12 protein-coding genes and 1 tRNA gene are annotated in these 13,229 nt (G+C 65.7%); 6 read left to right on the forward strand and 7 right to left on the reverse strand.

The features are described from left to right. The first annotated feature begins 73 nt into the window (after positions 1 to 73). Together GUY23_RS12970 and GUY23_RS12975 are read left to right on the forward strand one after the other, a co-directional pair. Complete coding sequence (locus GUY23_RS12970; protein WP_166976092.1) at positions 74 to 1,570, forward strand: SulP family inorganic anion transporter; 1,497 nt, start codon at positions 74 to 76, stop codon at positions 1,568 to 1,570. Between the two features lie 124 nt (positions 1,571 to 1,694). Beyond that, positions 1,695 to 2,027 carry an antitoxin gene (locus GUY23_RS12975; RefSeq protein WP_166972931.1) on the forward strand — a complete coding sequence of 111 codons (333 nt, stop codon included), beginning with the start codon at positions 1,695 to 1,697 and terminating at the stop codon, positions 2,025 to 2,027. A gap of 83 nt (positions 2,028 to 2,110) precedes the next feature. Here GUY23_RS12975 and GUY23_RS12980 read toward each other — a convergent pair whose 3' ends face one another. Beyond that, positions 2,111 to 2,863, reverse strand: coding sequence for a hypothetical protein (locus tag GUY23_RS12980; protein ID WP_166972933.1), 753 nt, complete (start codon positions 2,861 to 2,863; stop codon positions 2,111 to 2,113). Continuing rightward, on the reverse strand, positions 2,863 to 3,714 hold the full coding sequence (locus GUY23_RS12985; protein ID WP_166972935.1) for a hypothetical protein: 852 nt from the start codon (positions 3,712 to 3,714) through the stop codon (positions 2,863 to 2,865). Before GUY23_RS12985 ends, GUY23_RS12980 begins: the two co-directional genes overlap by 1 nt. A gap of 164 nt (positions 3,715 to 3,878) precedes the next feature. Between GUY23_RS12985 and GUY23_RS12990 the strand changes: the two genes are divergently transcribed. Then, a complete protein-coding gene (locus GUY23_RS12990) occupies positions 3,879 to 5,210 on the forward strand; it encodes a glutaminase (RefSeq protein ID WP_166972937.1) in 1,332 nt (443 codons plus the stop codon). A gap of 103 nt (positions 5,211 to 5,313) precedes the next feature. Further along, a complete protein-coding gene (locus GUY23_RS12995) occupies positions 5,314 to 6,132 on the forward strand; it encodes a siderophore-interacting protein (RefSeq protein ID WP_166972939.1) in 819 nt (272 codons plus the stop codon). Positions 6,133 to 6,186: 54 nt separating this feature from the next. Here the strand turns inward: GUY23_RS12995 and GUY23_RS13000 are convergent, their stop codons facing one another. From GUY23_RS13000 to GUY23_RS13015, 4 genes are all read right to left on the reverse strand, one after another. Then, positions 6,187 to 8,277, reverse strand: a complete 2,091-nt coding sequence (locus GUY23_RS13000; protein WP_208085347.1) for a choice-of-anchor I family protein — start codon at positions 8,275 to 8,277, stop codon at positions 6,187 to 6,189. Between the two features lie 147 nt (positions 8,278 to 8,424). Next, the gene (locus GUY23_RS13005; RefSeq protein ID WP_166972941.1) at positions 8,425 to 9,345 is read right to left on the reverse strand and encodes a dihydrodipicolinate synthase family protein; all 921 of its coding nucleotides are present in this window, start codon (positions 9,343 to 9,345) and stop codon (positions 8,425 to 8,427) included. Positions 9,346 to 9,441: 96 nt separating this feature from the next. Continuing rightward, entirely contained in the window at positions 9,442 to 10,275 is an 834-nt protein-coding gene (locus GUY23_RS13010) for a ribokinase (RefSeq protein WP_166972943.1), read from the reverse strand. Between the two features lie 66 nt (positions 10,276 to 10,341). Beyond that, positions 10,342 to 10,566: a 2-hydroxymuconate tautomerase gene (locus GUY23_RS13015; RefSeq protein WP_208085350.1), complete on the reverse strand. Its 225-nt coding sequence runs from the start codon at positions 10,564 to 10,566 to the stop codon at positions 10,342 to 10,344. A gap of 105 nt (positions 10,567 to 10,671) precedes the next feature. Here GUY23_RS13015 and GUY23_RS13020 point away from each other — a divergent pair, with 105 nt between their 5' ends. Further along, the gene (locus tag GUY23_RS13020) at positions 10,672 to 10,998 is read left to right on the forward strand and encodes a winged helix-turn-helix transcriptional regulator (RefSeq protein ID WP_166972945.1); all 327 of its coding nucleotides are present in this window, start codon (positions 10,672 to 10,674) and stop codon (positions 10,996 to 10,998) included. A gap of 77 nt (positions 10,999 to 11,075) precedes the next feature. Here the strand turns inward: GUY23_RS13020 and GUY23_RS13025 are convergent. Then, positions 11,076 to 11,148, reverse strand: a tRNA-His gene (locus tag GUY23_RS13025). A gap of 226 nt (positions 11,149 to 11,374) precedes the next feature. Here GUY23_RS13025 and GUY23_RS13030 point away from each other — a divergent pair. Then, a complete protein-coding gene (locus GUY23_RS13030; RefSeq protein ID WP_166972947.1) occupies positions 11,375 to 13,135 on the forward strand; it encodes a hypothetical protein in 1,761 nt (586 codons plus the stop codon). The last annotated feature ends 94 nt before the right edge of the window (positions 13,136 to 13,229 follow it).

Genomic DNA, 13,229 nt, shown 5'->3' on the forward strand with positions numbered 1-13,229 from the left:
GTCGGCTGGGCTGTCGCAAGGGGACGATGGACCGCCTCGGCGATCGGGTAATGTTCCGCAAGTGACGACACCCATCCCCGCCGAAACGACCGACGATTCCCGCCGCTACCGGCCCGACCCGACCGTGCTCACCGCACTGACCTCGCCGAGGCTGCTCACCCGTGAGGTGCTCGCCGGGCTCGTCGTAGGATTGGCTCTCATCCCCGAGGCGATCGCGTTCTCGATCATCGCCGGCGTCGACCCGAAGGTCGGTCTGTTCTCCGCGTTCATCATGGCGACCTCGATCGCCATCCTGGGAGGGCGCCCGGCCATGATTTCCGCGGCCACGGGGGCCGTGGCGCTGGTCATCGCTCCGGTTGCCCGTGAGCACGGGATGGACATGTTCATCGCCACGGTCATCCTCGCCGGGATCTTCCAGATCCTGCTGGCCGTGGCAGGTGTCGCGAAGCTCATCCGCTTCATTCCACGCAGCGTCATGGTCGGGTTCGTCAACGCTCTGTCGATCCTCGTCTTCGCCGCCCAGGTGCCTCACGTCATCGGGGTGCCGTGGATGGTCTACCCGCTGCTGGTCCTCGCCGTCGTCGTGCTCGTGTTCATGCCGAAGCTGACGAAGATCGTCCCGGCCCCGCTGGTGACGATCGTGCTCGTCACCGGCATCGCCGTCGTCTTCGCCCTCGATGTGCCGACCGTCAGCGACCAGGGTGAGCTGCCGCGCAGCCTGCCCTCGCTCTTCCTCCCCCACGTCCCGCTGACCTGGGAGACGCTTCGCACGATCGCCCCGTATTCGCTGGCGATGGCGCTGGTCGGTCTGATGGAGTCGCTGATGACGGCGAAGCTCGTCGACGAGATCACCGACACCCATTCGAACAAGACCCGCGAGTCCTGGGGGCAGGGTGCGGCGAACATGATCTCCGGTCTCTTCGGCGGGATGGGCGGGTGCGCGATGATCGGGCAGACGATGATCAACGTCCGTGCCTCCGGGGCGCGCACGAGGATCTCGACGTTCATGGCCGGTGCGTTCCTGCTGCTCTTCGTCGTCGTCCTCGGCGACATCGTCGGGATGATTCCGATGGTCGCCCTCGCGGCGATCATGATGATGGTCTGCGTCGACACCTTCGACTGGCATTCGATCCGACCGACGACCCTGCGGAAGCTGCCGAAGTCCGAGACCTTCGTCATGGTCGCCACCGTCGCGGTCGTCGTCGCCACCGGCAACCTCGCAATCGGCGTCGTCGTCGGAGTGTTCGTCGCCAGCGTGCTCTTCGTCCGCCGGGTGGCCCACTTCGTCACGGTCGAGCGGACCGTCACCGAGGCGATCGCTCGCTACGCCGTCCGCGGCGAACTCTTCTTCGCCTCCTCGAACGACCTGACCACCCAGTTCCACTACACGCACGACCCCAGCCGGGTCGTCATCGACATGAGCGAATCGCACGTCTGGGACGCCTCCAGCGTGGCTGCCCTCGACGCGATCGTGACGAAATACGAGGCGTTGGGCACAAGCGTCGAACTCATCGGCATGAACACGTACACCGAGGCACTCCACGCTCGCCTGTCCGGCGGGCTGGGTTAGCCGACCGGCGGGCTGGAGCCATTGCCAGTTCCGTCACAGGCAGCCCGTTTAGGATTCGAAGCGTCCCAGTCCGACCCCGCGATCAGCATCGACAGAGCAATCGACAGACACGAAGGACCGTGCCATGGCATTCGACAAGTTCCTCGACAAAGCCAAGAACCTCGCCAACGACCCCAAGGTCAAGGACAAGCTCAACTCCGACAAAGCCGAGCAGGTGAGCGACTCGATCCTCGACAAAGCGGCAGGTGTCGCAGAGTCGCTGACCGGAGGCAAGCACTCCGAGAAGATCCAGAAGGCCAGAGACGCCGCCGACAAGGCGATCGGCAACGAGCGCGGTCAGGACGCCGACCGCACCGATGGCCGCAACGACGGCGAGCGCGGACGCACCGACGATCCTCGCAACGGCTCGGAGTCCAGCCGCGGCGATGACAGCCCGGACTCGCGCAGCAACGGCTGACTCAGTCCCCCGCAGCCTCGAGGCCCCCATCGTCTTCGGTGGGGGCCTCGAGTTCGTTCACAGTATGCCGTGCGGTCCGCCGCCTAGGAATCGATGACGGGGTCGTCGATCCCGTCGGGATCCGCGTCGAGGGTGATCCGTACGGCGTCGATCGTATGGGGTCTCGCGCGCTCGATCTCCTCCGCCGACACCACCCATGAGTCCGTCGTCTTCTCACCACATGGTTCGCCGTGCGGGGCCAGTGCTTCACATTCGACACCAGTGATCGGCACATCGGATTCGATGGTGAGCGTGCCGCGTTCGAGGGGACGGAAGTAGACGACGACTCCGCCGTCGTCACTGCCGTCCGTGCTCTCCCTGCTCTCGGTGATCTCGGCGGCCGGAATCGCTGCACCGCTGACCCGATAGTCGAGTGTCCCTCGGTGACGTCCCGGGTCGAGGTCATCCGTGACGAACCCGATGTCGACGGAGTGCAGCTCCTTTTCCCGGGTCGCCTCGACAGGGGTCAAGTCGATGCTTCCCCGCGGGTGCGAATACGTCGCTCGCAGATAGGGAGGCAGCAGGGCGTCGGTGTCGGGCAGGCGGAATCCATCGTGGATCTCGTCGCCGAAGCCCCAACTCGTCTCGAGCGCCAGGTCGATCGTCGTGTCCATCCGCACGGTGTAGGTACCGTCGGCGGCGATGCGGATCGTGTGCGTCGTCTCGCTGCCCCGCAGCGGATTCGGTGCCGCTCCCGCACGCCCCGGCATCATCGCCACGACGGCGATCGCCGCGGTCAGCACCAACGCCGACACAGCTGCCGTCGACCGCGCGAGTCCTCGGTTCCGCATGCTCATCAGCTTCTCTCGGTCGGGTGGATGGGTCGAGCGCTCATGTTCTCAGGCGGGTCGATGACGACGACGTCATGGTCGAAGTCGTTGTCTTCCCGCCAGGTCATTCGGGTCGTCCCCTCAGTTCCGTCGTCGTCGATCTGGGCGAAGTCGTCGGCGCAGTCGTTCAGTGCGAAGTCGACGTTGTTCGCCGGGCAGGCAAGCGGACCATCGGTGTCGACGATCATCGTGTGCGTCGCCTCGGTCGCTCGGGGCGCGCCGATGAATGACAGTGGAAGAGCGATGAACTCTCGGCCGGACACTGTGAGGAAGACCTTGTCGAGGACGTAGTCGACCTCGACGATGTGACGGCCTTCATCCCATCGCGCGGCCCGTCCCTGGGAGTCCTTCGGTCGGAGTGAGAAGTGCGCCCTGGGATAGTCGAAGTCCTTCTCACGCACGGTCTCGACGTCCACGTCGAGATCCCCTGCTTCCTGCGGCGACCGACGCGTCGACCCTGCGTCCGTGCTCAGCTCCACCGCAGTGAGCTCATCGACGACCGGCATCATCGCCAGACGGTGGCCGCTGACCGGATTCCTGCCGAGTCCCTCGCTGACGAACCACAGTCCCACGGAGTCCTCCCCCTCGGGTGGGGCTTCGAAGACCAGCCGTTGACGGACCGCCACGGTTCCGTCCATGTGCGGGGCCACCTCGGTGATGGACTCTTCCGGGGTCAGCGCATGATCGGGCAGATCCTGCGTCTCGGGTGTGGGTGCGACGCAGCGGAGAACCATCCCGACGACGAGGACGCCGACGACGATCACGGCGACGGCGGAGACCGCGAGGCCGGTGATGAGGAACAGTCTGGTCCGTGTCATGGATCCACCGTAGGATCACCACCGGTGGCAGGGGCGGCACGAGCGGTGCCAGACCTGGAACATGAACCCGTCTTTCGGCGGACGGACGCAATCCCGCCGACGCACGAGTGTGTGAGAATGGCAGTTCGCCCACCCGACCGAATCCACTTGCAGCAGGAGGTGCCATGCGATCACCCATCCCGGATTTCCTCGATGAGACGCTCGATCGGATCCGACCCGACCGGTCGGGTGAGAACGCGGACTACATTCCGGACCTCGCCGCCGCCGATCCGGAGAAGCTCGCGATCTGCATCTCCACCCTCGACGGCATCGAATACACCTCCGGGGATGCCGAGCATGAGTTCTCCATCCAGTCGATGTCGAAGCCCTTCATCTACGGCCTCGCCCTCGAACAGGAGGGGCTGGCCGGCGTGCTCGAGAAGGTCGGCGTCGAACCCAGCGGCGAGAAGTTCAACGAACTCTCGCTCGATAAGAAGTCGGGCAGGCCGCTCAACCCGATGATCAACGCCGGGGCCATGACCATCCACTCCCTCCTCGGCGATCCGGGGGCGAGCCTGGCCGAACGCACCGAGATCGTCCGCGCCGGGCTCTCTCGCTTCGCCGGTCGCGAGCTGACCATCGACCAAGGAGTCGCCGACGGCGAATGGCGCGAGGCCTACCGCAACGTCGCGATCGCGAACATGCTCCGCTCCTACGACATCTTCTACGACGACCCCGACGAGGTGGTCCGCGGCTACATCGAGCAGTGCTCGATCCTCGTCACGGTCAAGGACCTCGCGATCATGGCCTCCACCCTCGCCGGCGGCGGCGTCAACCCGCTCACCGGCGAACAGGTCCTCTCCCCCAGAGTCAACCGGCAGGTGCTCGCGGTGATGATGACCTGCGGGATGTACGACGCCGCGGGCGACTGGATGACGGAGATCGGGATTCCCGCCAAGAGCGGCGTCTCCGGCGGAGTCTTCGGCGTCATGCCCGGTCAGGTCGGCATTGCGACCTTCTCCCCGCGCCTGGACCAGCACGGTACGAGTGTGCGCGGGGCGAAGATCTTCCAAGATCTGTCGAACCGGCTGAGCCTGCACATCATGGACGCGCCCGAACCGGCACGCTCGATCATCCGCCGCGACCGTCGCTTCGTCGACGGCGAGGGCAAGATGGTCCGCATCTGCTCCCTGCAGGGACTCATCCAATGGAGCGGATCGGAGAACGTCCTGCGCGCCATGGACGAACCGGAGTCGACCACGGACACCTTCGTACTCGATCTGCGAAGGGTCAACGAGATCAACTCGGTGGCCCGATACATGCTCACCGAAGCGCTGTCCCGCCTCGAGGAGGACGGAACCCGTGTGGTGCTCATGGATCCCGACGACATGATGCAGTGCAAGGGACCGAACTCGGCCCTGCCGGGCGTGACGATCCTCGACTCCCTCAAATCCGTCAAGGGGCTCAAGCGCATCCGCGACGAACGCCGCCGGGAGATGGCCGAACGCAGCAGGTAGGTCAGATTGTTCGGGCTTTTGCTAAGGTGAGCCTTACAATCCCTTCAGCGCCGAGGCGGCCCTCCGACCGCCTCGGCGTGGGCTTTTCCACGGAAGGAACCCCATGACGGCATCCGCCACTCCCGACCAGCGTCCCGCTCGTCCTCCGAAACCCCAGGCCATCCTCAGCGTCCAGGCAGTCGAGGAGATCACCCCGAACCTCATCCGCATCACCGCCGGAGGGGCGGGATTCGACGCGATCTCGAACAACGACGCCACCGACAAATACGTCAAGATCATGTTCGCCGATCCGAAGCACGGGCTGACCCCGCCCTACGATCTGGCCGATCTGCGCGAGAATTCCCCGGAGAAGCTGCCGCGCAACCGCACCTACACGGTGCGCGAGATCAACGAGGCAAAGAAATGGGTGAAGATCGACTTCGTCGTCCACGGCGATGAGGGCATTGCCGGACCGTGGGCGAAGAGCACCCAGGTCGGCGATCAGATCGTGCTCGTCGGTGCCGGCGGCAAATACGCCCCCGAGGCGGACGCCCCGTGGCATCTGCTCATCGCCGACCACACGGCCATCCCCGCCGTGAGCTCTGCGCTCGAAGCGATGCCCGCGGGCGCGACCGGTGTCATCCTCGCCAATGTCGAACACGCCGAGGATCGGCTCCTCCCCCAGCTGCCCGCCGGGTTCGACGTCACCTGGGTCGATTCGGACGAGGCGCTCGTCGCCGCGGTGCGCGAACTCGACTGGCCGGAAGGGACGCCGCAGGTCTTCGCCCACGGAGAGCGCGAGACGATCAAGACGATCCGCAAGATCCTCAAGGAACACGAGGTGCCTCGGGAAGCGCTGTCGATCTCGGCGTACTGGGCCCGCGGTCGTGCCGAGGACCAGTTCCAGGCGGAGAAGCGCGAGCCCATCGGCAAGATCGACTGACATCGACTGACTGAGACACGCATCCGCCGACCGCGGTCGGCGAATTCGTGATTGTCAGCCCCGGCGGCGGGTCAGCAGGAAGGCCGACATGCCGATGGCGATGAGACCCAGGGCGATCCCGCCGAGGATGAGGTACTGACCGAGATCAGCGCCCGTGCGCGGCAGTGGGCTTCCATCGGCGTCGGTCGAACCGTCGGTGCGGTCTCCGTCGTCACCTGTCTCTGCATCCGATTCCGACCCGCTGCCCGCGCCATCAGCAGCACCGTCGTCTTCGGCTCCGGAACCATCGGCAGCAGATCCTGCTCCGCCGTCCTCGCCCGCTTCAGCGCCATCGGCATCGGAACCGACCGCCGCGTCCGCACCCGCCCCGGTATCCTCGTCGGCTCCGGCGTTCTCGTCACCGCTGCTGTCCTCTCCGTCATCCCCGCCGTCAGCGAGGTCGGCCACCGAGTACAGGCTCGTCGTTCCCGACACCTCGTTGCCGACGACCAGCGCGGCCTCACCCGTCGGCGACTCATCGGCGCTGAGGAACGTGATGCCCTCCGGCCCCAGGTCGCCGGCGCTCGAGAGCAGCGCGGCCGGATCGGGCGCATCATCGATCTCGTCCTCCACCGACACCGAGAAGTCCCGGTTGTTGAAGTAGGTCGCGAACTTCGGCGCGCTCGGATCGGTGAGATCGAACGCGGCGATTCCGCCGATGCGCTCGAAGCCGACGAAGGCGTAGGTCGTCTCCCCCACTTCCCCGATGGTCAGCGCCTCGGGTTCGGGCCCCTTGTCATCGCTGCGTCCTTCGAGATTCGATTCGGAGTGGTTCGAGTTGAAGAACTCCGGCACCGCCTCGGCGGTCAGCCGTTCGAACTCGTCACCGGAATCGGCCACGAGCGTCCCGTCGGTCGTCCACACGGAGAACGACCGGGCGCCGAAGGCCACGAGTTCCTCATAGCAGCCGCCGTCCTCGCTCAACCCCATATCCGTGATGATGGTGAGCCGCCCGAGATCCTCATCGCCGAGCTTGTCCTTCAGCGGCGAGTTCTCACACACCGGTGCCAGACCGTCATCGCCGAGGTCCTTCACCCGAGCCCCGTCGACGAAGTCTCCCCATTCTCGAGAGTCCCCCTCGTTCGCGGTGACCAGGTAATCCGTGCCGCCGGCGGAGAACGTCGAGATCGTATCGGGCATGTACGCACCCTTGAGCCCCTCGTACTCGGTGATGTTCACCGTGGGCGCGTCCTCTGGATCCCGATCGGACGCGTCGAGACCGTTGCCCGCCTGCCCGTGGTCCTTCAAACCCAGCGGGAGGATCGTCTCCACCTGCGCCGAGCCGATGTCGACGACCGCGATCGCGTTCGCTTCCTGCAGGGTTGCGTAGGCCTTGTCCCCTGCCACGGTGATGTATTCGGGTTCGAGATTGCGCGAGATCGGCAGGTCCGCCTCGGGGGTGGGGCCGAAGATCCGCACACCCTCGGGCAGGGTCTTCGCCCCGCCGTCCTCGAATTCGTGGAAATCCGCAGTGTGCACATCCGATGCCGACGGTGCAGCCACCTCGGCGGGCAGATCGATGACGGCCACCGACCCTTCGGGGTCGGTCGAGAAGTCGTCGGCCGGTTCGCCTTCGTTCGCCACCAGGGCGTGGGTGCCGTCGGGGGTGAGCGTGACCATGTCCGGCAGGGACCCGACGGCCACCTGTCCCAGCGGCTGCGCTTCGGGGTCGTTCGCATCGAAGAACATCACCGTACCTGGACGGGTCTTGTCCTCATCTTCGAGCGCGATGACGCCGAGTCCGTCCTCGCGGATCGCGACCGAGTTCGCCACTCCGGTGCCGGTGATCTCGGAGATCTTCTTCGGGTTCTCAGGATCCGAGGCGTCGAGGACGTCGACGGTGGCCGCCTGCGCATTGACGGTGAAGACGGTGTCACCGTAGACGGCTGTGATCTCGGCGGCGGCCTCGTCGAACTGACCGGTCTCATGGGAACCGAGGAACCCCATCTCGATCTGAGCATCGGATGCCGAGGAGGTGATCGGCTCGGGCACGTCCGCCGCATGGGCAGGGGCAGTCGCGACCGAGCCGCCGACAGCGAATCCGGTGGCCAGCAGGAGGGCGGCCGCCTGGGCCGTGAGCGTCTTCGCAGTCAGGGGGTTCGTCATCGAGTCTCCGGGATCGTGATGGGCGCGGGCCGACTGGACCCGCAGTCACCCATTCATAGGCACTCGGCATGACCCGGTGTCGAACCCCAGGTGGACGCATGGTGAACGCGCTCGTGACGACGTCCCCGTGCTCAGGCGAGGTCGTGCTCAGGCGAGATCGAGGCGGTCGACCACCTCGGCGACGGCACGCTTGGCAGCCTCATCGAGACCCTGGATCGGCAGCGGCAGGCTGCCAGGGCCGACAAGGCCCAAGTGTTCGGCGATGGCCGCGGTCACCCGCAGGCTGCCGCCGTGCGCGGCGAAGAGATCCCACAGCGGTTGGAGCTCGGCGGAGAGCTCCCGAGCCCCTTCGACATTGCCGAGTTCGGCGGCGCGGGTGATCTCGAGCATCGGTTCGGGCAGGGTTCCGCCGACGGCGGTGTACCACGCGTCGCAGCCGGCGATGAGCCCCTCGGCTCCGAATGCATCGCCGGAGATGCCGATGGTCACCTGGTTGCCGATCGCATTACGGATCTCGCCGATGCGCTCGTCCCAGCCGGCGGGTGAGAGCGGGAAGCCGGGGATCTTGATCGAGGCCACACCGTCGAGTTCGGCGAGGCGGGCGTAGAGCTCGGTGGTGAAGGTGAAGTGGGTGGTGCCGGGATTGTCATAGACGACGATCGGCAAGTCCGTGGAGTCGGCGACGGTGCGGAAGAGTTCGAACACATCCACCTCGGTCAACGGCTGGTAGCTCACCGGCGCCAGCAGCAGACCCTGCGCACCGGCAGCCTCGGCGGAGCGCACATTGGCGAGTACGTCACGCGTCCGCAGCGCTCCGACGCCGACGAGGACGGGGATGTCGAGGGCTGATTCGACGGTCAGCTCCGCGACCCGAGCGCGTTCGTCACCGTTCAGATAGACGTACGATCCGGTCGACCCGAGGGCCGTGATCGAGTCGACGCCGGCGAGGACGAGTCGTTCGATGAGTCCGATGTAGGCGTCCTCGTCGAGGTCGTCGCCGTTCAGCGGGGTGAGCGGGAAGGCGCTCAGCCCGCTGAACAGTGAAGGGTCGTACGCGGGGGTGCTCATCAGGTGTCCTCCTCGGAAGGTCGGATGGTGGTTGGTCGGATGATGTCTGGCCGGAGTGTGGCGGCGGGCCAGACCTTTGAGGTCCAGTCTGCCAGGTCAGTGGGCCAGGTACGCCTCGAACGGGTCGAAAGCCGGCTGCGCGGCGGCGTCCATCACGGCAGCGGCGCCGACGGCATTGGCCGCGCGCAGGGCGCGTTCGGGGTCGACGTTCGTGCGCAGCGCGATGGTCAGGGCGGCGGCGAAGGCGTCTCCGGCGCCGACGGTGCTCACCGGGGTTCTCGGCAGCGCCTCGGCGAAGGCGATCTGCCCACCGCGGGTGAGCAGGGATGACCCTCGGGACCCGTACGTCACAGCCACGAGCCTTGCCTCCTGGAGCTGTGGGAGGAGGGAGTACTCGGTTTCGTTGACGATGATGAGATCGGCACGATCGACCACCTCGGCGGGCAGGGGCAGAGCCGGGGCGGCGTTGACCGCGAAGTATCCGGGCACTCGGGCGGCGAGCTCGGTGACGAGATCGAGGGAGATCTCGAGCTGGGTGAGCACCGCCTCGTCGTCGGCGAACTCCACCCCATCGAGGCTGACCTCGGCATTCGCCCCTTCGCAAACGGCGATCTGGTTCTCACCGTGAGCGTCGACCATGATCAGAGCAGTCCCGGTCGGGGCGGCCGCCTCGACGATGTCTGCCACGTCGACCCCGGACTGCCGCAGAGACGCGAGCAACTCCCGGCCCTCCGCATCGTTTCCCACCGCCCCGATCATCCGGGTCCGCGCACCGAGGCGAGCGGCAGCTGCGGCCTGATTCGCGCCCTTTCCGCCGGGCGAGCGGAACAGCCGCCCGCCGCCGACGGTCTCTCCCGCAGCCGGCAGACGGCTGGTGACAGCAGTGATATCGGCGTTGATACTGCCGACAACGGCAAGGTCGAGGCTCATGGGACAAGGCTAACGCGGCGGTACGCCCTGCCGCGGGTGATCCCCTCGCCGGAGGGCTTGCGTGCGCTAGTGCACCGTTGGTTCGGTGTCACCGAACCGCTGGCTGAGCATGGTGCCTCCAACCGAATACCGCTCGGAGGAGACCTCGTTGATCAGCACGTGCACGGACTCCGCTGGCGCTCCCGTACTCGCAACGATCGCCTCGGTGATACCGAGGGCAATTCTCTGATATTGCGACTCCCTGTCGCCGTGCATGAGTTCGGGGACGATGTCGAGACTGACGATGGGCACAGTATCTCCTTCTGTTCTTCGGCTCGTTCTTCGACTAGCCTGCTTGATGCACAGCAGACTGGGAAGACGGCACTTTCTGGTCAGCACCCAACCTCGAGGTAGGACATGCCAGCGACGACACGCGAGTATTGCGGTGAGACCATGCGGGCCACAATCGACGTGGTCGGAGGCAAGTGGACGATGCTGGTGCTCTGGGAGCTGCTCAAGCGCGAACATCGTTACGCAGACCTGCAGAGGCAGGTCGCCGGAATATCTCAGAAGGTGCTTTCGAACGAGTTGAAGGACCTGGTCGAACGCGGGCTCGTCGATCGGGAAGTGGAGCCTTCCGTCCCTCCGCAGGTGACCTACCGAATCACCGATGAGGGCAGGAGCCTGGAGCCGGTGTTCGAGGTTCTGCACAATTGGGGCCGAGAACATCGGTCGCAGGTGTGAGCGCCGAAATCAGAACGAGGTGCGAACCCCGACCGGAATTCAATCCTCGGTCGAACGTTCGCACCTCGCTCATCCGGGGTGAGTAACGGGACTTGAACCCGCGACATCCGCGACCACAACGCGGCGCTCTACCAGCTGAGCTATACCCACCACATGCGCTGCACCAACGGTGCAGACAGCAAGATATATCCTAACCTCACCCGCCGGAGACGGGCAAACCGGAACCGCCCGCCTGGCACAATGAGACGGAGATCTCCTTACGTGCAACGATTCAGTAGCGTTGTATAACGGTTTCGGAAAACCGGTAGGAGCACTCCGAGACATTCATTAGGATTGATTCGGCCCCATCCTCGATACCACCCAAGGAACCCTGTACATGACTCGTGCGATGATCTCCGTCTCCGATGACGGGTTCTCCTACATCTCCCTCAACGGGGCGACGAGTCGCTATTCGGACACCGGACAGGCCATCGCCTACCTCGGCGACTACGCCCGAGAGACCGAAACACCCTTGGCCGTGACCATCGATGACGGCACCCAGGCCGCCGAGGTGGTCATCGACACGGATGGACGGCTGGGTTCCACGTCGTCGAGTCACGAGCATGATTCTTCGTCGGGTGTGAACGTTCGGTCAGCGGATTCCGCGGAGGGTTCGTCGGATTCCGCAGGCGCGGGTGCGCAGCAGGCAGATGTCGACCATGATGATTCCCTCGCCGAGGCGGCCGCCGCCGATTCCGGCGACAGCACTGAGTCGGCCGCCGGCGCCGGCGGTGCCGCTGCTGCCGCAGCCGGTGGTGTGGCTGGCACCAGCGGGCGTGACCAGTCCGACGGCGAGCAGAAGGGCGGCGAACAGAAGAGCAACGGCGGCGACGGTTACCCACTCGGGACCCCGTTCTCCGGCCCTGCTGCACCCTCCGCCCCCGCGGTGAAGAAGACCCGAGTGCGCAGACGCTCGGCCCGCAGCCGCCCGCAGAGACTGAAGAAGATCACCGTCCCCGGCCTGGTGCTCATCGGCCTGGCGATCCTCATGATCGGGGCCTTCGTCGTCCCCAACATCGTTCCCGTCGACAGTGATGATGCACCGCAGTCCATCGGCTCCGACCAGCAGATCAATCCGGCGTCCGAGTTCTCGGTCGACAAGACCAGCGACGTCGTGCCGAGTTTCGACAACTCACCCGCCTGGGAGACGAAGGTGCCGAAGAAGGCGTCGGTGACCGCCTCGGACCGCGGTGTCCTCCTCGTCTATAAGAACAAGCTCGAAGTCCTCGATGCCGAGACCGGCAAGTCCCGCTACGAAGCGAAGATCAGCGAGGCACCGACCTTCGCCGTCGATACCATCATCGATGGCCGGCCCGCTCTGCTGTGGCAGGCAGGCGACACCGCCGAGGCGCTCTTCGACGGGGACTCCAAGCCGAAGTCCTATCGGCTGCCGGAGAACGCTCGCATCACTTCGGCAGGCACGAGCGTCCTCATCAAATCAGGCAATAAGCTCTCCACCTTCGGTGCCGACGGCCTCGAGAATGTGCCGACTCCGGAGGCCGGCTCGACGCCCATGGCGATCGAGGACGATGAGCTCTTCAGCTCCGACTGGAACGGACCGGTCAAGGCCAAGAACGTCAAGACCGGCGACGAACGCAGCATCGACCTCGAACGTCCCGCCGACGACCAGCAGATCATCGACTGGATCTCCGCGGGACACGGAAAGGCCATCACCCTGTGGGGCGAGCAGGGCGCGTCGACGAACTCCGGTCACAGGATCCAGCTGGTCGTCCACTCACTCAAGGACGGCTCGATCCTCTCGACCGTGACCACCACCACCGACATCGTCGGTGAGAAGTCCTGGGTACGCGGTCAGGGCGGCCAACGCGCCTATATCGGCCCTTACCTCTTCGACCTGGACTCGGGTCTGCTGCTCATGGACGTCTCCAACCGCGACATCCACCTCTCGGAGCCGCGCGGAACCATCGTCCCCTGCACGATGGACACGAACACCTCGTGCCTTTTGGCCGGTAAACGCGCCTTCAAGACCGACACCAACCTCTTGGCCATCGTCAACGACGGCAAGTCGGCGCTGGTGCTCGGCGATGACTCCACGGTCCGCTCGTATCCGAAGACCTCGGACACCGATGACCGATAGTCGGAATCGAGGTCAGGCCGGTGGTCCGAGGCTCGCTTCCGCGCCCGGGCCGGCCCAGGCTTTAACACATCTGATCGAGCCATTAGGATGGGGG

The organism is Brevibacterium atlanticum, from assembly GCF_011617245.1.
GTDB lineage: Bacteria > Actinomycetota > Actinomycetes > Actinomycetales > Brevibacteriaceae > Brevibacterium > Brevibacterium atlanticum.